Origin of the sequence: Streptomyces capitiformicae (assembly GCF_002214185.1) — a bacterium.
Classification (GTDB): domain Bacteria; phylum Actinomycetota; class Actinomycetes; order Streptomycetales; family Streptomycetaceae; genus Streptomyces; species Streptomyces capitiformicae.
In genome coordinates this window covers 8,399,542-8,419,548 of sequence record NZ_CP022161.1, presented here as the reverse complement: position 1 = coordinate 8,419,548, position 20,007 = coordinate 8,399,542, and the positions used below count along the sequence as shown (strand labels likewise).

Below are 20,007 nucleotides of genomic sequence, written 5' to 3'. Positions count from 1 at the left end.
GCATCCGGCGTTTCGGTGTACGGGAAGTGGCGTATCCCTACGCTGTGTTGGCAGCGAGAGGGCTGGGGGTCGGGATGAGCACGGAGATCGGTCAGCTGGTGGGCCAGGCGGGCCCGTATCTGACGGCGGCGGTCGTCGCGTACGGCACCGGCGTGCTGACGAGAGCGGAGAGCGCGGCGGTGGAGGCCACGGCGAACATTGGCCGCCGCATGCTTCAGGCAGTCTGGCACCGCCGCGACGACCAGAGCCGCGCCGCCCTGGAGTCGGCGGTGGCCGACGCGGCGGCGGAACCGGAGGACGACGACGCGTCGGCAGCGCTGCGCGTGCAGATCAAGAAGGCGCTGCGGGAGGACGAGGAGCTGCGGCGCGAGCTGGCGAGCCTGCTGCCGTCCGGTAGTACGGGGACCGTCACGGTCACGGCATCCGGCACCCGCGCGATCGCCGCCGGCGGCAACATCGGCATCGCCATCACCGGCGACGGCCACGACGTACCACGGCAGTGATCGGCGAGCAGCCTCCGGGGGTCGGGGCCTCCGGCGACCGTTCGATGGCCGCCGGCGGCTCCATCGGCGTGGCGATCAGCGGGGACAACACGCGCGTGGTGATACTGCCACCCGATGCGGTGCACTGGGCGCGGACGGTTCAGGCGCCGCCGGAGGCGGGGTACTTGCCGGGGTCGGCGTCCGGTGTCTTCGTTGGCCGGGAGGACGAACTCGCCGGGCTTCGTGCAATGTTGACGGGCGAGGGCACCGCAGCCGTCACGCAGGCTGCCGTACGCGCGATCCACGGCCTGGGCGGCGTCGGCAAGAGCACACTGGCGTTGCAGTACGCGCACCGCTACCGCGGCGAGTACACGCTGGTGTGGTGGATGACGGCCGAGTCGGCGGAGTCGATCGTAAGGAGTCTGTCGGAGCTGGCCATGTCGCTGTGCCCGCACTGGGCGGGGGCGGCGAGCCCGGACGAGCGAGCGGCCTGGGCGATGCTGTGGTTGCAGGAACACTCCGACTGGCTGCTCATCTTCGACAACATCGAGAACCCGGCCCACCTACGCCCGTACCTGGGCACCCTGCACCGCGGCCACCACCTGGCGACGAGCCGCAAGGCAACCGGCTGGCACGCGCTGGCGCCCACGATGGCTCTGGGTCTGCTTCCTCTGGAGAAGGCCACGGACCTGCTGTGCACGCTGGTGGCGTTCCCGGACGGTACGGCCACGGATCACGACCGTGACGCGGCCCGGGAGTTGGCACGCACACTCGGCTGCCTGCCACTGGCTCTCGAACAAGCGGGTGCCTACGCCTTCCAGACCGGAACCGATCTGGACACGTACCGCCAGTCCCTGGGCCTGGTCCTGGACGAGGTCACGGAAGGCATCGACCCGGAGCGGACCATCGCCCGCATCTGGGATCACACGATCACCGCCATCACCGACCGCAACCCCTTGGCGGTCACCCTCCTGACAGTGATGGCGTGGTTGGCCCCCGATGACATCCCCCGCACCTACCTGGCGCCGCTCGCCCCGACCTCGATCGCCCTCAACTCCGCGCTGGGGGTGCTGCACACGTACAACATGGTCACGTTCACCGACCAGAAGAACCTCAACGTCCACCGCCTGGTCCAGACCGTCCTGCGTACGCGCGGCAACCCACCGCCCGGCCGCGCCGACGCCGAGCGCCTGATCCACCAGGCCATGCCCTCCCACGACGGCTCGCCCGCTCCCGCCGAACAGTGGCAACAGTGGCTCCCACACATCACGGCTCTCGCCGAGAGCTCACCGCCCGACCACATGGCGGCAGCCGAAACCATAATGGCCTACAGGACCGCCACCGATTACCTCCACAGACAGGGACGGACAGTCCACGCTGTCTCCCTGCTCCAAGCCATCCTGGCTCACGCCGAGCGGACCCTCGGAGACACCCACCCCGCCACCCTCACCAGCCGTCACCAACTCGCCTATGCCTACAAAGAGGCAGGGAACCCGGAGCGGGCGATCCCCCTGCACGAGACCACCCTCGCCCAGCGCGAACAAACCCTGGGACACACCCACCCCAGCACCCTGACCAGCCGCAACGGCCTCGCGACCGCCTACGACGACGCGGGCGACCTGGAGCGCGCGATCCCTCTCTACGAGACCACCCTCGCCCAGCGTGAACAAACCCTGGGACACACCCACCCCAGCACCCTGACCAGCCGCAACAACCTCGCCTACGCCCACTGGAAGGCGAGAGACCTGGAGCAGGCGATCCCTCTCTACGAAACGACCCTCGCCCAGCGCGAACAAGTACTCGGACACACCCACCCCGACACCCTGACCAGCCGCAGCAACCTCGCTGTCGCCTTCGAGACTGCAGGAGACCTCGAGCGCGCTATCCCCCTGTACGAGGCCACCCTCGCCCAGCGCGAACAAACCCTGGGACACACCCACCCCAGCACCCTGACCAGCCGCGGCATCCTCGCAAACGCCTACGCGAATGCAGGAGACCTGGAGCGCGCGATCCCCCTCTACGAAACGACCCTCGCCCAGCGCGAACAAGTCCTCGGACACACCCACCCCGACACCCTGACCAGCCGCAGCAACCTCGCTGTCGCCCGGGCAGCCCAACGGACTTCCTCATCCACCTGCCCGCCGGACGACCACACCAATGCGTCTACTCCCCGCCCCCACGACTGAGCAACTCCCCAACCCTCGAAACAGCGACCCCCGTCCGAGGACACACCCACACCGCCGCACTCTTCTCCACAGTCGCCCTCAACGGATGCGTATCCGGATGCTCCGGGCACTGCGGCCACACCGCCGACAGCCCCGCCTCCCACAGCGCCTCCACCGCCCACCCCTGCACCTGGTCGGCCACATCGGAGAGAAGGACCGCCGGGCGCCCGTCCGGCTCGGCGTAGACGCCCCACCCGGAGAGCAGAACTCCGGGATAGTCGTCCTCGGGTTCACGGATGGCCGGCCGTACGGCGCACTGGGCACGAAGGTCACGCAGCACGGTTTCCAGGGCACGGCCGAACTCGTCGTCGTGGCTCACGGTCAGCTGCGCTCCGCCTGAATCCGCCGGAGGAGCGCGGCGAGACCGCCGGGGGCGACGCGAAGTATTCGAGTCGGTTCATCGCTCTCACGCACGACCAACTCCCCATCATTCCGAGCGAGTTGAACGCACTCATTTCCGTTGGCGCCGCCCGAGAAGGAGGACTTCTGCCACTGGATCACGGTCACAGCTCCTTCGACAAACGGTGGATGAAGTCACGGGACCTCACGGGGTCGAGTGCCGCCGATTCCACCTTACGAAAGAGCGTTCGCATGTTCCGGAGCTCCATGGCGTCGTCCAGGAACGCGGTGCCGTACGGCGTGTCCCGTTGCACGGTGTCCAGCGCGGGCACTGCCCCACCCACGTACAACAGCGCGGAACTGGCTCCGCCGAAGCCATCCGTGTCGAAGGGGACCACTCGTACGGTGACGCTCGGGCGCTCCGACTCCCGGATGATCTGGTCAAGTTGGGCCCGCGCGACTCTGCGATCGGCGACTCGCGTACGAAGCACAGGCTCGTGCAGCACCACCTCGTACGGGCACCGCTCAAGGACCGCCTTGCGCCGCATGCGATGCTCGACCCTCGGCTCCACGTCGCCCGTCACTAACTCCGGAACCCAGTACGAGAACACCGCCCGCGCGTAGTCCTCGGTCTGCAACAGCCCAGGAACGTGCGAGGTTCCGATCACCTGGATGGACTGGGCATGGTGTTCCAGTTCCGCGAGGCATCCCCACCCTGGCCTCCACGCGAGAGCGCATCAGCTCGTGCCATGACCCCGTCACCCTGCTGCACTGGGTGGACGAGGCCCTCACGGTCACCAGCGCCGAGGAACTGTTCGACCGGTTCCCCGAAGCGTCCAGATCAACAAGTTAGGTAGAACCAATCTACGTAGAATTAATCTACCCTCGATTTCGGCGCCTCAGGAGGCCCCATGCCCACCCCCTTCGTAGGCCGTCAGACCGAGCTGGCTCTCCTCCGCAAACGCCTCGACCGCGTCACCACCGACGGCGCCGGGGTCGCCGTCGCCATAAGGGGGCGACGGCAGGTCGGGAAGTCGCGGCTTGTGCAGGAGTTCTGTGATCAGGTGGGGCGGCCGTACGTCTTCTTCACCGCGACCAAGGGTGCCTCCCCTCTGGAAGGGATCGCCGACTTCATGGCCGAGCTGAGGGAGTCGTCCCTCCCAACCGATCCCGAACTCGTACCGAAGAGCGCCCCGACCAACTGGCCTGACACCCTTCGCGCACTCGCCGCCGTTCTCCCCGCCGACTCCCCGAGCATCGTCGTCATCGATGAACTGCCCTGGCTCGCCGAGCAGGATCCCGTCTTCGATGGAGCGCTCCAGACCGCCTGGGACCGGCTGCTGGCCAATCGGCCCGTGCTTCTCCTCCTGCTCGGCAGTGATCTGCACATGATGGAGCGGTTCACGGCATACGACCGGCCGTTCTACGGACGGGCGGACAGCCTGGTCCTCGGTCCGCTCAACCCGGCAGAGACGGGGGACGCGCTGGGGTTGGAGGCCGCGGACGCCATGGACGCGCACCTCGTTTCAGGGGGACTGCCGGGAATTCTGCGCGCTTGGCCGCACGGCACACCCGCGCTCGACTTCATCGAGGCCGAGTGCGCGGACCCCGCCTCGCCGCTCTTCGGCGTTCCGGAGGCGGCCCTCTTGGCTGAGTTCCCCGCGCCCGACCAGTCCCGGCGGGTGCTGGAGGCGGTGGGCAGCGGCGACCGTACACACGCCAACATCGGGGCGACGGCGGGAAGCCAGAGCGGGGCCCTGCCGTCCGGGATACTGTCCCCTCTTCTGCGCAGGCTCACGGAGGAGAAGCGCGTCCTCGCCTGCGACACACCACTGTCCACCAGTCCCGGCAAGCCCGCCCTCTACCGCGTCGCCGACAGCAACCTGCGCCTCTACCTCGCCGCCATGCGCTCCGCGCAGGAACTGTCGCGGCGCGGCCGACCCGAGGCCGCGTACCGGCTCGTTCAGCGGCGTTGGGCCGCCTGGCGTGGGCGGGCCGTCGAGCCGCTGATCCGGGAGGCACTGGAACTGGCCGCCGCGGCCGGGGGGCTCCCGTGGCCGGACACCGAGGTCGTGGGCGGGTGGTGGAACCGACAGTTCTCCCCAGAAATCGATCTGATCGGTGCCGATCGCGCACCCGTCGCGAGCCGCCTTTTCTTCGCCGGCTCCGTGAAGTGGCTCGCCTCTCCGTTCGACCAGCACGACCTGGCCGCGCTGCGGAGGGGTGCCGCGCAGGTTCCCGGTTTCGCCTCGGACGTCGCTGGGCGGCTGGCTGTGGTGTCCCTCTCCGGGACCGTGGGGCCCATGGGGCGTGACGATGCGGTTGAACTCGTGTGGGGTGCCGGGGACGTTGTCTCCGCCTGGCAGTCCTGAGGTTCGCAAGGAAGTGCGGGGCACATCCCCGGGCGGCAGCAGGTGGGGTTAACCGTCCGCCGTCCGCCGTCCGCCGTAGGAAACCTCATCCCGCCCGCCCCCGAAACCGCCCTCAGGAATCTGGTCAGCCGTTCGAGCCGTCGGGATGCTCGGAGCAACGGGGGTGCTCGACACAACCGGGACATTCGATGGCGGGGACCGCAAAGGGGAGCTACGGCCATGAAGGCGATCGTTCAGGATGCGTACGGGTCGGCGGATCTCCTGGAGCTGCGGGACATCGAGCGCCCCGTACCCGGCGACGACGAGGTGCTGGTCGAGGTGCGGGCCGCCGGTTGCGGCCCCGAGGTGTGGCATCTGATGACGGGCAAGCCGTATGTGGCCCGGGTCGCCCTCGGACTCCGTAAGCCCAGGAATCCCGTACGGGGGTGGGACGGGGCCGGGCGGGTCGAGGCGGTCGGGGCGAAGGTGACCCGGTTCAAGGTGGGGGACGAGGTGTTCGGCAACTGCGAGGGGTCCTTCGCCGAGTACGCGTGCGCCAAGGCCGACAAGATCGCGCTCAAGCCCGCCAACCTCACGTTCGAACAGGCGGCCGCCCTCCCCGTCTCCGGCATGACCGCCCTCCAGGCCCTCAGCGGCAGGTCCCGCCCACAGCCCGGCCAACGGGTCCTCGTCATCGGCGCGTCCGGCGGCGTGGGAACGTACGCCGTCCAGCTCGCCACGATGTACGGCGCGGAGGTCACCGGCGTCTGCGGTCCGGCCGGCGCGGACCTCGTCCGCTCACTCGGCGCCACCCATGTCATCGACTACACGCGCGAGGACATCACCGACAGCCCGCACCGCTACGACATCATCGTCGACAACGCGGGGCTCCGGCCACTGCCGGTACTCCGTCGCGTCCTCACGCCACGCGGCACTCTCGTCATCGTCGGCGGCGAGGGCGGCAGCGGCTTCCTCGGCGGCATGAGCCGTGGTCTCCGGGCCGTCCTGCTCTCGCCGTTCACCACGCAGAACCTCCGCAACCTCGTCTCCCTCAGCCGCCAAGAGGACCTCCTGGCCCTGAAAGACCTCGCTGAGCAGGGCAGGATCACCCCGGCCATCGACCGCGCGTACCCCCTCGGCGAGGCACCCGAGGCCCTCCGCCATCTGCGCGACGGCCACCCCCGGGGCAAGCTCGTCATCACGGTCTGAACCGTCTGACGCTCTCTCGGTCGCCGTCCAACCGCTCACGTCACCGTCGTGATCACCACCACCGTCGTCACCATCGTCGCCGCCGTGAGGGCCGCCGCCGTCGCGGCCGCGGTATCGGCCATGCGGCGGAGGGCGGGGTCCGCCCAGTGGTGTTCGGCGATCTCGGCCATGCGCTGTTTGGCCGGCGAGCCGTCGGTGTCCGCCTCGGGGAAGACGAGGGCCTGGAGTTCGCCGTGGTGGAGGAGGGTGATCAGGGCGGCGGTACGGGGGTCCGGGTCGGCTCCCTCCAGGACCACCTCGGCCAAGCGGCGTCGCAGGGCCGACTCCACGCTTCCGTCCGACTCCGGGTACCTGGTCGTACGGAAGACCAGGAGGACCCGGCGCTTCTCCTTACGGATCAGGCCCTTGGCCACGAGGCCCTGGAGCGCGGTCTCGTACTCCTTGTTGCGATGCTCGAAGATCCACTTCTCGGCATCGTCCGGGAGCGCCGCCTCCGCCGCGTCGCCGGACAGGGCCCGTTCCAGCAGGGTCGCCGCGGCGATCGCGTACGTCGTCCGCAGGGGCAGCTGAGTCTCTCCCGTGGTGTCGTCGAGGGAGAGGAGGAGGACTTCTTCGCCGAGGGTCGTGGGGGTGGGTGTGGGGGTGGAGGGGAAGGCGGTCATGATCTGTAAGACGTGGGCCGAAGTACCCCAGTTCCGGGCCCACCCGAACCGGAATCGGAACCGGAATTCGGTTGAGCTGTCCCTCAACCCGCTCGCTGCCCCAACCCGGCTGGTGGCCTCGGGGTCGAGGCCCACCGTGATGGAGCCGATGACGCCCTTGGCGATGTCGTTCTTCTGGTAATTCGGCTTGAGCAGACCGCCCTGGGTGCCGCTCTGGTCGTAGATCGTGTCCTCGTCAGCTGAGAAAAGGGACCCTTTCCCCCCGCGCACAGGAAAGGGACCTGAAATCGACGGGCGCGATTTCAGGTCCCTTTACGAAAGGCAAGCGGAAAGACTTGCCTTACTTCAGCTACGGGCTACTTCGGCTGCGGGCTACTTCGGCTGCGGCTTCCGCACCGAGAGATGCAGCTCGCGCAGCCGCGCCTCCTCCAGCTCCGTCGGCGCGCCCATCATCAGGTCCTGGGCGTTGCCGTTGAGCGGGAAGGCGATGGTCTCGCGGATGTTGGGCTCGTCCGCGAGGAGCATGACGATGCGGTCGACGCCGGGTGCGATGCCGCCGTGCGGCGGGGCGCCGAAGCGGAACGCGCGCAGCATGCCCGCGAACTGCTCCTCGACGGTGTCCCGGTCGTAGCCCGCGATCTCGAAGGCCTTGAGCATGATGTCGGGCTCGTGGTTCCGGATCGCGCCGGAGGAGAGCTCGACGCCGTTGCAGACGATGTCGTACTGCCAGCCGAGGATGTCCAGCGGGTCCTGGGTCTGCAGGGCCTCAAGGCCGCCCTGCGGCATGGAGAAGGGGTTGTGCGAGAAGTCGATCTTGCCGGTGTCCTCGTCCTTCTCGTACATCGGGAAGTCGACGATCCAGCAGAAGCGGAAGACGCCCTCCTCGAAGTGGCCGGCCCGCTTGGCGGCCTCGACGCGGACCGCGCCCATGATCTTCGAGACTTCCTCGAACTCGCCCGCGCCGAAGAACACCGCGTGCCCGGCGGCCAGCGACAGCCTCTTGGTCAGCTCGGCGACGTTCTCCTCGGTGAGGAACTTCGCGATCGGACCGGACAGCGAACCGTCCTCGGCGACGCGCACCCAGGCCAGGCCCTTCGCGCCCTGCTCGATCGCGTACTCGCCGAGCTGGTCGAAGAACTTACGGGGCTGGGCGGAGACGTCCGGCACCGGCAGCGCGCGTACGTGCTTACCCGCGAAGGCCTTGAACTCCGAGCCCTCGAAGATGTCGGTGATGTCCACCAGCTCCAGCTGGGCGCGCAGGTCCGGCTTGTCGGAGCCGTACTTGAGCATCGCCTCGCGGAACGGGATGCGCGGGAAGGGGGAGGTGACGTGACGGCCGTTGCCGAACTCCTCGAACAGCTCGGTCATGAGCTTCTCGATGGGCTGGAAGACGTCCTCCTGCTCCACGAAGCTCATCTCGACGTCGAGCTGGTAGAACTCGCCCGGCGAGCGGTCCGCGCGCGCGTCCTCGTCACGGAAGCAGGGCGCGATCTGGAAGTACCGGTCGAAGCCCGAGATCATCAGCAGCTGCTTGAACTGCTGCGGGGCCTGTGGGAGCGCGTAGAACTTGCCCGGGTTGAGACGGGAGGGGACCACGAAGTCGCGGGCGCCCTCGGGCGAGGTGGCGGACAGGATCGGGGTCGCCATCTCGTTGAAGCCCAGCGCCGTCATCTTGTGACGGATCGCGGAGATCACCGCCGTACGCAGCATGATGTTGCGGTGCATGCGCTCGCGGCGCAGGTCCAGGAAGCGGTACTCCAGGCGCCGCTCCTCGTTGACCCCGTCCTCGGCGTTGATGGTGAAGGGGAGCGGGGCGGCCGCGCCGAGCAGCTCGACCTCTCCGACCTCGACCTCGACCTCGCCGGTGGGCAGCTCGGGGTTCACGTTCTCGGTTCCACGTGAAACGACCTTGCCGTCCACGCGGACGGTCGACTCCTTGGAGATCTTGTCCAGCGCTTCGTACGCCGGGGTGCCCGGACGGGCGACGAGCTGCGTGATGCCGTAGTGGTCGCGCAGATCGATGAAGAGGATGCCGCCCAGGTCGCGCCGATTGTGCAGCCAGCCGCTCAGCCGGACGTCGGTGCCGACGTCAGAGGCGCGGAGCTCGCCGCAGGTGTGGGACCTGTACCGATGCATCGTCGTTCATCCAGTCTTCGCTGATCGGGGATTCCGGGCTGTGTTTCACGTGAAACAAAACCAGGGTACCGGCCGGGACCGGCTCGCTCGGGGCGCCCCGTAAGGGGCACGGGGCTGTATCGATGTGCGGCTCCGCCGCGTGGGCACGACGAACCCCCACGCACCCGCGGATTCTCAACAGCCCTCAACCGCCCAAAAACCCCACCTCGCCCCCAGCGGAGCGACTACGCTTCGGTGGCACCGTCCGATCAGCTGTTCTTAGAGTGGGTCAATGCGCACTGGTGAGCCCCCACCCACCGTGGAGGACGTCCTGTCCGCCCTCGCGACTGGGCTGTGGACCTGGGACAGCGCTGCCGGTGCCGTCACCGTGGACGCCGAAGCCGCCCGGTTACTGGGGCTGCCCGGGGAGCCGACGACGCTGAGCCAGGCCTACGCCCGGGCGAGGCTCCACCCCGTCGACTGGAACGAGATCGTCTCCGTCGTCCAGCTCGCGGGCGCCGAGGACACCATCGCCGAGGTCCGGATCCGCGTCATGGACGAGCGGGGCCGGGTGATCCGAACGCTCCGCAGCCGATCCAAGTCGAGGTTCGACCCGGTCCGGGACTCCGTCGAGATGATCGGCACCATCCAGGAGGTCACCGAGCCCTCGCCGAAGACCGCCTCCCGCGCCCCCGCCGTCACCGGCGACTGGCGGCGCTCACGCGAGGCGTTCCTGCTGGACGCGGGGCGCGCGCTGGCCGAGGCGCGGTCCACGGACGAAGTGCTGCGGGTAGCGGCGGGCCTGGCGATGCCGGGCATCTCCCCGGACGGGCTCGCCGTGTTCGGGGTGGAGGCCGACCGCCTCACCGTCATAGGCCACCACGGGCACAAGAAGGGCGACGAGGCTGCCTTCCACATGCCCTTGGAGACGGACTACCCGGCTGCCGAGGTGGTCCGCACCGGCCGCGCCGTCTACCTCTCCTCCCCCGAGGAGTACAAGGCCCGCTATCCCACCTCCTGGCCGCTGGCCGAACAGTTCGGCCGCCAGTCCTGGGCGTTCCTGCCGCTGATCGTCGCCGGCCGCACCATGGGCGCGTGGATGGCGGGCTTCACCTATCCGGTCACCTTCACGCCCGACGAGCGCTCGGTCCTGACCACCGTCGCCCGTATGCTCGCCCAGGCCCTGTCCCGCGCGGGCGCCGCCGAGACCGAACGCGAGCTGACCGACGGACTCCAGCGCACGATGCTGCCCACGCTCGGCCCCGAGATTCCCGGCATGAACGTCGCCGCGCGGTACGTCCCCACCGGCGGCGGACTCCAGGTCGGCGGCGACTGGTACGACATGATCGCCCTGCCGAGCGGCCGCTTCGCCCTGGTCATCGGCGACGTCCAGGGCCACGACGTACGCGCCGCCGGGCTCATGGGCCAGCTCCGCATCGCCCTGCGCGCCTACGCCTCCGAGGGCCACCGCCCCGACGCCGTCCTCTCCCGCGCCTCGCGCTTCCTGCACGGGGTCACCAACGACTCCGCCGCCGACTTCACCGACCTGCGCTTCGCGACCTGCCTGTACGTCGAGGTCGACCCGGTGACCGGCGTACTGGACATCGCCCGCGCCGGGCACCTCGACCCGGCGATCCGCATGGCCGACGGCACCGTGCTGATCCGGACGACCGCGGGCGGCCTGCCGCTGGGCATCGACCCCGACGCCGACTACCCCACCACCCGGCTCGTGCTGGAACCCGGCGAGACCATGCTCCTGTGCACCGACGGCCTCATCGAGACCGGCGGCCACGACCTCGACACGGGCTGGCGCCGCGTCCGGACAATCCTGGAGGGGTTCGACGCGAGTGCGGAGGACGGGGACGGCAGCGCAAACGACGACGCGAACGGCAACGTGGGCGACGGGCTGGGGTCCGATGGCATGGGATCCGACGGCCTGAGCTCCAACGACCTGGGATCCGACGACCTGGGATCCGGTGGCATGAGGTCCGGTGGGCTGAAGCCGTTGCCGGGCCTTCTGGAACCGGGGCGGCTGGAGGCGCTGGCCGATGTGCTGGTCCAGGCCGTGCACGGTCCCTCCTCGCACCACACCCCCGGCCCGCTCGCCGACCGGCGCGAGGACGACATCGCGATGCTGCTGCTGTGCCGGGCGGGCGAGGGCTGCGGGTGCGGCGACACCACGGTCGTACGGCCTCCCGTACGGCGTACCGCCCTGACCGTCGCCCAGGCCGAGCCCGAGCGCATCGCCGGGGCCCGCCAGCAGGTCCGCGAGCTCCTGCACGACTGGACCTGCGACGACCAGGTCCACTCCGCGGTCCTCCTCGTCTCCGAGATGCTCACCAACGTCCTCGTCCACACCGACGCCGACGCGCTGCTCGTCGCCGAGATGACCGGGGAAGGGGGCAAGCGCCGGATGCGTATCGAGGTGACCGACACCAGCGACGACCTCCCGCACAAGCGCCACCCCGGCGAACTGGCCTCTTCCGGCCGCGGCCTGGTCCTCATGGACATGCTCGCGGACGCCTGGGGGGTGGATCCGCGCGGCGACGGCAAGAGCATCTGGTTCGAGCTGCAGGAGGCGGCACCGGCGGGCGGGTCGGACGGGGCATTGGTCATCTAGGGTGTTGGTCATCCAGGGGGATCTGGCGCCGCACGAGCTCGGCGAGCAGTTGCGCGCCTCCAGCGCCCATGGCCCGACCGTCACCCTCGCCCGATGAGGAACACCTGCGCGGGGGCGACCGTATCCGTCCCCTTCTCCGTCCCCTTCTCCGCGCAGTTCTCCGCCACGGCCACCGCGTTCGCCTCGTCGGCGTTCCCGCGGATGCCGACGCACATGTCGCCGGACTGCTCGGGGCGCAGTCGCCAGCCGTCGTCGGTGCCCTCGGCCCGCTCGATACGGAAGAGTTGGGAAGATCCCCCGATCTGGCAGTCGCTCCAAGGTTCGAGCATCTGCCGGAACTCCCCGTCGGTCAGGAGGGTGAGGCAGCCCTTCCCCTTGGCCGGGTCCGGGTGGTCCCACTGGATGCGGTACAGCCCGTCGTCCGCCTTCAGCAGATACGTCTTCGGCGGTACGGCCTCGCTGCACGGCCGCTGTACCGCCACGACCTTGGACGCACCGCTCTCGACGCGCGCCTCCCCCTCGGTCAGGCACAGTTCGGGGGCGCGCACCGGGCGAATGCGGGACAGTCCGGGGGCGGGGCCGGGTCCTACCGGGGTGGACGTCTCCGACGCCTGGCCGCCCGCACCCTCGGTGGCCGGCGCCTCCCCGTCCTGCGGCAACAGCACCACCGCGCCGATGACGAGCAGAGCGACCGTCCCGAGCGAGGCCACGGTGGCGAGGGAGGCGGTACGGATACGGCTGCCGGAGGCGTCGGAGCTGCCGGAGGACGACACGGGGGAGTCCGGAGAATCCGGTGAATCAGGTGAATCAGGTGAATCCGAAGACTCGCCCTCGGCCCCACCCATGGACGCGATCCGCTCCCTGGCCGCCAGCCACGCGGACTCGTCCCTCCCGGCCCCGCACGCCCGGACGAGCGCGGCGACGACTTCCGCGCGGGGCAGCGCGTCGCGTCGCAGTACGTCCGCGAGGGTGCTGCGGGCCAGGACGTCACCCCGCTCGGCGGCCTTCTGCTCCAACTGCCGGAAGGTGAACCCGCTGTGCTCCTTGAGCCGCCGCAACAGGACGACGTACTCCGCTGCGGTGCGTGCGCCGCCCGGTTCTAACCCCCCGGTGTTTCCACTGCGTTCGCTGTTGTCGCTGTTGTGACTGTTGTCGGCGTTCTCGCCGTCCCCCGTGATCGCCATGCGGTCATTGTGATCCCGGCCGTCGCGGCCGACAACCCTCGTCCCGGCCACGTCGGGCGCCCCCAGCCGCACCGCCCGTACCGCCCGGACAAGCCGCCGACCAGCCCGCCGACCAGCCGCCGACCAGCCGCCGACCAGCCCGGACAGCGGCCCGTCTGTCCCGGACACGGAAAGCCATTGCCGGACAAGATCCCACGGCCCAGGCTCGGTTGCTGTCGCGACGGCCGGCCCCACGGGGGAGGCCCGGCCGCACCCCACCCACCCGACCAACCTGATGAGGAGTTGCCCCATGCGTACGCACGCCCCGCGTACCCGTTCCGTACCGAAGGCCTTCGTCACCACCGCGGTCGGCAGCGCGCTGATCCTGGGTGCCCTGGCCGAGCCGAGCTGGTCGGCGCCGGACGTGGCCGCGAAGTACCCGGGGCGTCTCCGGCGACCCCGTACGCATCCGGGACCGCAGCAGCGACAACACGGTGAGCGGCAACACCTTCACCAAGTCGGGCACGTACGCCATGTTCAGCGAGTGGCGCGACACGGAGCGGGCCCCAACAAACTCACCTGGAAGAACTGCGAGAAGGCCACCATCGTCAACAAGGGCGACAACAGCAGGCTTTGACGTTCGGCCGAGCGACAAAGGGGGAGAGGGGCAGGCGGAGGGGACCTGCCCCTCTCCCCCTTTGTCACAGAATCGATACCGCTGTCCACTATAGGGTGAACATCCTTGCTATGCCCGCGAGTTGTTCCGCCCTCTGCCTAGCGTCCGAGGCGGAGGTGATGCTCGATGTACGAGCAGAACAACACGCCGCCCGACGAATCGGCGGCACGGCGACCGGACGCCATCGACATCAACGACTTCGTGTTCGCGGCCACGGGGCGCGCATGCGGAGGCTTACGACCCCGGACGGGGAGCACTGGTTCGTGGCGGCCGACGTGGCCTCGAATCTCGGCTACGCAAACACGCGTCAGGCTCTCGGCTGGCACGTTGCGCCAGATTGCACGAAGCCTCTGAGTGAGATTGCACAAGGCGTCTATACAGTAGACACCTCACGCAAACTTGCAGATCACAGGCTGCAAAAGTCAATGAAGATGGTGAACCTGCGCGGCCTCGTCGCGCTCGTCAACGGGTGCACCAAGCCGGAATGCGCACCCTTCAAGGCGTGGGTCTCCGACGTCATCACCACCATCCAGCGCGACGGCTCCTACGCCCTCGAACCCTCCCCCGTCCAAACCCCCGCCGTCGGCCCCCCGGCCTACGTCATGCCCCAATAAGTCGCCGACGCGATCGTGCGACTCGAACAACGCAACCTGGAGGCGGACGAGATGCTCGCGGCCTTCACGGAGGACCGCAACCATCTGCTGCAGCAGCTCAACCAGAGCCAGAGCAGGATCGCCGACGCCCTCCAGGACATCGCCGAGTCCCTCAGACGCCCCAACCGCTCCCACTCGACCCCGGAACCAGAACCGGAACTCACCCCCCAGGACCTGCTCGCCACCTGGAAGGCGAAGAACCTGGTCGTCACCGAGGATGTCCACGCGGTCGCGGCCTGTCTCGCCCCGGCGCTGGTGCGCGGTGAGGCCCGCTATCGCCTGGAGGAGATCTCCACTCGTACGGGGCTGTCGCAGGAGCGCGTCAACGACTGCCTGCGGATGCTGCTGAAGCGGGGATGCGTACGGCAGAGGGGCTGCACCGAGGACGGGGCACCGGTGTACGTGCTGCCGTAACCCGTAGAACCCCGCACTACCTCGCAGTGCAGCCCTCGTAAGACAGGCCCGAAGTCGCAAATCCAAGTTGCGGCTTCGGGCCTCGTCGCACCGTACCGGACTCAAGCACCCGCCGGAAGCGAAGAGGCCCCCGCCCATGGTCCGGCAGGAGCCTCGGCTCGCTCAGGCTCAGATACCGCCCTCGGCCATCCCGTGGACCGCCGGGATCGTCCCGAGCCGGCCCTTCTGGAAGTCCTCGAACGCCTGCTGCAGCTCCTCGCGGGTGTTCATGACGAACGGCCCGTAGTGGGCCATGGGCTCACGGATCGGCTCTCCGCCCAGCAGCACGATCTCCAGGTCGGGCGCGTTGGAGTCCTGCTTCTCGTCCGCGCGGAAGGTGATCGAGGAGCCCGCGCCGAAGACCGCCGTCTGTCCCATGTGGATCGGCCGCCGGTCCGCACCGACAGTGCCGCGCCCGGCGAGGACGTACGCGAGGGCGTTGAAGTCCTCGCGCCACGGCAGCGTGATCTCCGCGCCCGGCGTCACGGTCGCGTGGAGCAGGGTGATCGGCGTGTGGGTGATGCCCGGCCCCTGGTGGCCGTCCAGCTCACCGGCGATGACGCGGAGGAGCGCGCCGCCGTCGGGGGTGGTGAGGAGCTGGACCTGGCCGCCGCGGATGTCCTGGTACCTGGGGGCCATCATCTTGTCCTTGGCCGGGAGGTTCACCCAGAGCTGGATGCCGTGGAAGAGCCCGCCGGACATGACGAGGGACTCCGGCGGCGCCTCGATGTGGAGCAGGCCGGAACCGGCCGTCATCCACTGGGTGTCGCCGTTGGTGATGGTCCCGCCACCGCCCTGGCTGTCCTGGTGGTCGAAGATCCCGTCGATGATGTAGGTCACGGTCTCGAAGCCGCGGTGGGGGTGCCAGGGCGTGCCCTTCGGCTCTCCCGGCGCGTACTCCACCTCACCCATCTGGTCCATCATGATGAACGGGTCCAGGTGGCGGTAGTGGATCCCGGCGAACGCGCGGCGAACCGGGAAACCCTCACCCTCGAAGCCACTGGGCGCGGTTGTCACACCGAGCACGGGACGGGCCACCGCGTCGGCCGGCGCCACCACTCGGGGCAGGGCCAGCGGGTTCTCGACGGTCACTGCGGGCATGTCGGTACCTCCTCGTCGTACGCTCACTTTAGTTGATTGTTGAACTTTCCGCCAGCCTCAACAGCGCACGACCCGCGTCGCATTCCCGTCTTCGCCATGGGGCTTCATTCCGCTTTCCGCCGTGGGCCTCATTCCGCCCCGGCCCAGGGGCACAGGGCCACCACGCCCACGACCATGAACGCCGCCCCGGCCACCACCGCCGGGACCCCGACGAGCAGGACGAGCAGCCATGCCCCTGCCAGCCGCACCGCCGTACCGCGTCCGACCTTGTTGTTCTCCTTCGGGTCCGCGGGGTCGTAGACGATCTCGACCCGCTCGGCACCGCCGCCCTGCGTGCCATGGCGCTGATGGACCTCACCGCTCGTGTCGGCGAAGGAGTAGACGTACTTCTTGACGGTGTCCTCCCCGGAGCGTTCCTCGTACGAGTACTCCAGTCGTCCCTCCACCGTGATCCCCCGGGTGCGCAGCGCGGCGGCCTTCTCCTTCGCCTCCCAGCCACCCATCACGCTCCCCAGTCCGAGCAGGGCCACCCAGGGGCCCAGCAGCCACAGGACGAAGGGTGTCGTCCTTCCGGCGACCCAGAGAATGAGTGGCACCAACAGATAGACGATCAGCAGGCCCGTCGCCACCCAGTGCGCCGGACTCGGCGACCACCGCTTGACCACCTCCTCCGACACCAGCCCCGCCCCGTCGTGACGCGGCTCCTCGGCATCCCGCACGGGCAGCGCCCGGCTCACGGCCGCCGCGAACTCCCGGACCATCGGGGCGCTGCGTGCCCGCAGAACATACGTCACGGCGGGCGGGGTCCCGGCGGTCAGGACGACCGTCAGTTCACACGCCCGAGGGCCGCCCACGTCCACCCGTTCGATCGCCGAGACGGGGATACGGCGACGGATCCGCCCCTGGTCCAGCAACAGCACGCCGGCCTTCAGTCGGGCAACAGAACGCCGCCGGCCATACAGGACCAGCGGCGAGGTGTCGATCTCGGTCACCGGGGCACAGTAGGCCACCCAATGAACGGAAGAAACAGTTCAGTAAAGCCGTGAGGGCCCACGGCAGCCAAGCAAAGGGGCGCGGGGAACTGCGCGAGCCCCACACACAACCCGCACCCCGCAGCAAACCGCAGCCCACCGGGCCGAATCCGGACCCGGCCCAACCAGCGGAGCTACCCGTACATCCGCCGCATCGCGAACTCCACCATCTGTTCCACGGCCTTCGCGTCGAAGACCATGCGGTGCTCGCCCTCCATGTCGAGGACGAAGCCATAGCCGGTCGGCAGCAGGTCGATCACCTCAGCGCCGGTGATGACGAAGTACTTGGACTCCTTGCCGGCGTAGCGGCGGAGCTCCTTGAGCGAGGTGAACATCGGGATCACCGGCTGCTGGGTGTTGTGCAGGGCCAGGAACCCGGGATTGTCGCCGCGCGGGCAGTACACCTTCGACGTCGCGAAGACCTGCTGGAAGTCCTCGGCGGCCATCTGACCGGTGGTGAAGGCGCGCACCGCGTCCGCGAGCGAGGGCGGTGACGGCTCGGGGTACAGCGGTGGCTGCTGCCCGTACCCGCCGCCCATCGGGCCGCCGGGCATCTGCTGGCCCGGCATCTGCTGCTGCGGTGGCGGGGCGTACTGCTGCTGAGTGCCAGCGCTCTGGTCGTAGCCGTACATGCGGCAAAGCGTAACGAGTCACAGATGACCCGATCGGGGTTGCTTCTTATTACCGATGGGTAGCATCATCGACATCGAAGCTACTTGTTGGTATGTGAACTAGCGCGAGGATCCAGTGCCTCGCCGATCTCTCTACGGAGCCATCGCCATGGGGCACTACAAGTCGAACCTCCGCGACATCGAGTTCAACCTCTTCGAGGTCCTCGGGCGCGACAAGCTGTACGGCACCGGTCCGTTCGCGGAGATGGACACGGACACGGCCAAGAGCATCCTGGAGGAGCTGACCCGCCTCGCCGAGAACGAGCTGGCGGAGTCCTTCACGGACGCCGACCGCAACCCGCCGGTCTTCGACCCGGAGACGAACACCGCTCCGGTCCCGGCCTCCTTCAAGAAGAGCTACAAAGCGTTCATGGAGTCGGAGTACTGGCGCCTCGGCCTGCCCGAGGGCATCGGCGGTACGACCGCTCCCGCCTCCCTGATCTGGTCGTTCGCGGAGCTGATCCTCGGCGCCAACCCGGCCGTGTGGATGTACTCCTCCGGCCCGGCGTTCGCCGGGATCCTCTACGACGAGGGCAACGACGTACAGAAGAAGATCGCCCAGATCGCGGTCGAGCGGACCTGGGGTTCGACCATGGTCCTCACCGAGCCCGACGCGGGTTCGGATGTGGGTGCCGGCCGTACGAAGGCGGTGCAGCAGGAGGACGGCTCCTGGCACATCGAGGGCGTGAAGCGGTTCATCACCTCCGGTGAGCACGACATGGAGGAGAACATCCTCCACTACGTCCTCGCCCGCCCCGAAGGCCACGGCCCCGGCACCAAGGGCCTGTCCCTCTTCCTCGTCCCGAAGTACCTCTTCGACTTCGAGACCGGCGAGCTGGGCGAGCGCAACGGCGTCTACGCCACCAACGTCGAGCACAAGATGGGCCTGAAGGCCTCCAACACCTGCGAGATGACCTTCGGCGACCGCCACCCGGCCAAGGGCTGGCTGATCGGAGACAAGCACGACGGCATCCGCCAGATGTTCCGGATCATCGAGTTCGCCCGGATGATGGTCGGTACGAAGGCGATCTCGACGCTGTCGACCGGTTACCTGAACGCGCTGGAGTACGCCAAGGAGCGCGTCCAGGGTCCCGATCTCGCCAAATTCATGGACAAGACCGCGCCCAAGGTCACCATCACGCACCACCCCGACGTCCGCCGCTCGCTGATGACGCAGAAGGCGTACGCGGAGGGCATGCGCGCGCTCGTCCTCTACACCGCGTCCATCCAGGACGAGATCGCGGTCAAGGAGGCGGCGGGCGAGGACGTCTCGGCCCTGCACGCGCTGAACGACCTGCTCCTGCCCATCGTCAAGGGCTACGGCTCCGAGAAGGGCTACGAGCAGCTCGCCCAGTCGCTGCAGACCTTCGGCGGCTCCGGCTTCCTGCAGGAGTACCCGATCGAGCAGTACATCCGCGACGCCAAGATCGACACCCTGTACGAGGGCACCACGGCGATCCAGGGCCAGGACTTCTTCTTCCGGAAGATCGTCCGCAACCAGGGAGCCGCACTGAACTCCCTCGCCGAGGAGATCAAGAAGTTCCTGGCGCTCGGTGAGGGCGGCGAGCAGCTGGCCGGTGCCCGTGAGCACCTCGCCAAGGCCGCGGTCGAGCTGGAGGCCATCGTCGGCCTGATGCTGACCGACCTCGCCGCCACCGAGCAGGACGTCAAGAACATCTACAAAGTGGGCCTGAACACCACGCGTCTGCTGCTGGCCTCCGGTGACGTCATCGTCGGCTACCTGCTGCTCAAGGGTGCCGCGGTCGCCGCCGAGAAGCTGCCGAACGCCTCCGCCAAGGACAAGGCGTTCTACACCGGCAAGATCGCGGCCGCGAAGTTCTTCGCCGCCAACGTCCTCCCGGGCGTCACCCTGGCCCGCAAGATCTCCGAGACCGTCGACCTGGACCTGATGGAACTGGACGAGGCGGCGTTCTAACAGCCGCTGGCTGAAGCTGGGGGCAGCCGCGCCGCCGGGCCGGCTGCCCACCCACCTGTCCCACCTGCGGGCGAGGACCCGCTCCCAACCGTTCCTGAAGACTGAGCAGAAGTGAGTCCGCTCAGCCGCGCGCCCCGAACGGTCTTGGGCGAGCTGGTCCCCGGCATGCTCGACCCCGGGGCGGCGACACGGATCCTGTCCGTGGTCCGATCCCAGGAGGTCTCCGCGGCCGGAGGCCGCTGATGAACGCTGCCCTCACAACCTGGGCATATGGATAAGGCCAGAGGCGACGGGGAGGCCCCGAACCATCACTCCGGTGG

General features: G+C 68.9%; 18 protein-coding genes. 9 read left to right on the top strand and 9 right to left on the bottom strand.

The window, feature by feature from the left end; genetic code table 11:
• Positions 1–74: 74 nt before the first annotated feature.
• A complete protein-coding gene (locus tag CES90_RS37845) occupies positions 75–503 on the top strand; it encodes a hypothetical protein (protein ID WP_189780801.1) in 429 nt (142 codons plus the stop codon).
• Positions 500–2,668, top strand: a complete 2,169-nt coding sequence (locus tag CES90_RS37840) for a tetratricopeptide repeat protein (protein ID WP_189780802.1) — start codon at positions 500–502, stop codon at positions 2,666–2,668. Before CES90_RS37845 ends, CES90_RS37840 begins: the two co-directional genes overlap by 4 nt.
• On the opposite strand, the gene CES90_RS37835 is transcribed toward CES90_RS37840, so the two are convergent.
• The 3 genes from CES90_RS37835 to CES90_RS37825 are packed head-to-tail and all read right to left on the bottom strand — an operon-like array spanning position 2,646 to position 3,741.
• Positions 2,646–3,026: a hypothetical protein gene (locus CES90_RS37835; RefSeq protein WP_189780803.1), complete on the bottom strand. Its 381-nt coding sequence runs from the start codon at positions 3,024–3,026 to the stop codon at positions 2,646–2,648. The genes CES90_RS37840 and CES90_RS37835 overlap by 23 nt on opposite strands.
• A gap of 2 nt (positions 3,027–3,028) precedes the next feature.
• Positions 3,029–3,208 (bottom strand): DUF397 domain-containing protein, encoded by a 180-nt coding sequence (locus tag CES90_RS37830; RefSeq protein ID WP_189780804.1) that lies wholly within the window; start codon positions 3,206–3,208, stop codon positions 3,029–3,031.
• 2 nt (positions 3,209–3,210) lie between these two features.
• On the bottom strand, positions 3,211–3,741 hold the full coding sequence (locus CES90_RS37825) for a DUF5753 domain-containing protein (RefSeq protein ID WP_308437830.1): 531 nt from the start codon (positions 3,739–3,741) through the stop codon (positions 3,211–3,213).
• A gap of 216 nt (positions 3,742–3,957) precedes the next feature.
• Between CES90_RS37825 and CES90_RS37820 the strand changes: the two genes are divergently transcribed.
• Complete coding sequence (locus CES90_RS37820; protein ID WP_189780805.1) at positions 3,958–5,418, top strand: ATP-binding protein; 1,461 nt, start codon at positions 3,958–3,960, stop codon at positions 5,416–5,418.
• A 219-nt stretch (positions 5,419–5,637) separates the two neighbouring features.
• On the top strand, positions 5,638–6,606 hold the full coding sequence (locus CES90_RS37815; RefSeq protein ID WP_189780806.1) for an NAD(P)-dependent alcohol dehydrogenase: 969 nt from the start codon (positions 5,638–5,640) through the stop codon (positions 6,604–6,606).
• Positions 6,607–6,641: 35 nt separating this feature from the next.
• On the opposite strand, the gene CES90_RS37810 is transcribed toward CES90_RS37815, so the two are convergent.
• Positions 6,642–7,538 (bottom strand): GOLPH3/VPS74 family protein, encoded by an 897-nt coding sequence (locus CES90_RS37810; protein ID WP_373313258.1) that lies wholly within the window; start codon positions 7,536–7,538, stop codon positions 6,642–6,644.
• 102 nt (positions 7,539–7,640) lie between these two features.
• Positions 7,641–9,404: an aspartate--tRNA ligase gene (gene aspS / locus CES90_RS37800; RefSeq protein WP_189780807.1), complete on the bottom strand. Its 1,764-nt coding sequence runs from the start codon at positions 9,402–9,404 to the stop codon at positions 7,641–7,643.
• Positions 9,405–9,675: 271 nt separating this feature from the next.
• Here aspS and CES90_RS37795 point away from each other — a divergent pair, with 271 nt between their 5' ends.
• Positions 9,676–12,003: a SpoIIE family protein phosphatase gene (locus CES90_RS37795; protein WP_189780808.1), complete on the top strand. Its 2,328-nt coding sequence runs from the start codon at positions 9,676–9,678 to the stop codon at positions 12,001–12,003.
• Positions 12,004–12,083: 80 nt separating this feature from the next.
• Here CES90_RS37795 and CES90_RS37790 read toward each other — a convergent pair whose 3' ends face one another.
• Complete coding sequence (locus CES90_RS37790; protein WP_229913580.1) at positions 12,084–13,187, bottom strand: helix-turn-helix domain-containing protein; 1,104 nt, start codon at positions 13,185–13,187, stop codon at positions 12,084–12,086.
• A 289-nt stretch (positions 13,188–13,476) separates the two neighbouring features.
• Here CES90_RS37790 and CES90_RS37785 point away from each other — a divergent pair, with 289 nt between their 5' ends.
• From CES90_RS37785 to CES90_RS51710, 3 genes are all read left to right on the top strand, one after another.
• Positions 13,477–13,803, top strand: coding sequence for a hypothetical protein (locus CES90_RS37785; RefSeq protein ID WP_189780809.1), 327 nt, complete (start codon positions 13,477–13,479; stop codon positions 13,801–13,803).
• Positions 13,804–13,913: 110 nt separating this feature from the next.
• Positions 13,914–14,456: a BRO-N domain-containing protein gene (locus CES90_RS51715; protein WP_332836435.1), complete on the top strand. Its 543-nt coding sequence runs from the start codon at positions 13,914–13,916 to the stop codon at positions 14,454–14,456.
• A 15-nt stretch (positions 14,457–14,471) separates the two neighbouring features.
• Positions 14,472–14,909, top strand: coding sequence for a hypothetical protein (locus tag CES90_RS51710; protein WP_308437827.1), 438 nt, complete (start codon positions 14,472–14,474; stop codon positions 14,907–14,909).
• A 168-nt stretch (positions 14,910–15,077) separates the two neighbouring features.
• Here CES90_RS51710 and CES90_RS37775 read toward each other — a convergent pair whose 3' ends face one another.
• The 3 genes from CES90_RS37775 to CES90_RS37765 form a co-directional block, all read right to left on the bottom strand.
• Positions 15,078–16,049, bottom strand: a complete 972-nt coding sequence (locus CES90_RS37775) for a pirin family protein (RefSeq protein ID WP_208921533.1) — start codon at positions 16,047–16,049, stop codon at positions 15,078–15,080.
• Between the two features lie 128 nt (positions 16,050–16,177).
• Positions 16,178–17,041 carry a DUF3592 domain-containing protein gene (locus CES90_RS37770; protein ID WP_189780810.1) on the bottom strand — a complete coding sequence of 288 codons (864 nt, stop codon included), beginning with the start codon at positions 17,039–17,041 and terminating at the stop codon, positions 16,178–16,180.
• Positions 17,042–17,214: 173 nt separating this feature from the next.
• Positions 17,215–17,712 carry an SseB family protein gene (locus tag CES90_RS37765; RefSeq protein WP_189780811.1) on the bottom strand — a complete coding sequence of 166 codons (498 nt, stop codon included), beginning with the start codon at positions 17,710–17,712 and terminating at the stop codon, positions 17,215–17,217.
• Positions 17,713–17,860: 148 nt separating this feature from the next.
• Here CES90_RS37765 and CES90_RS37760 point away from each other — a divergent pair, with 148 nt between their 5' ends.
• A complete protein-coding gene (locus CES90_RS37760; RefSeq protein WP_189780812.1) occupies positions 17,861–19,687 on the top strand; it encodes an acyl-CoA dehydrogenase in 1,827 nt (608 codons plus the stop codon).
• The last annotated feature ends 320 nt before the right edge of the window (positions 19,688–20,007 follow it).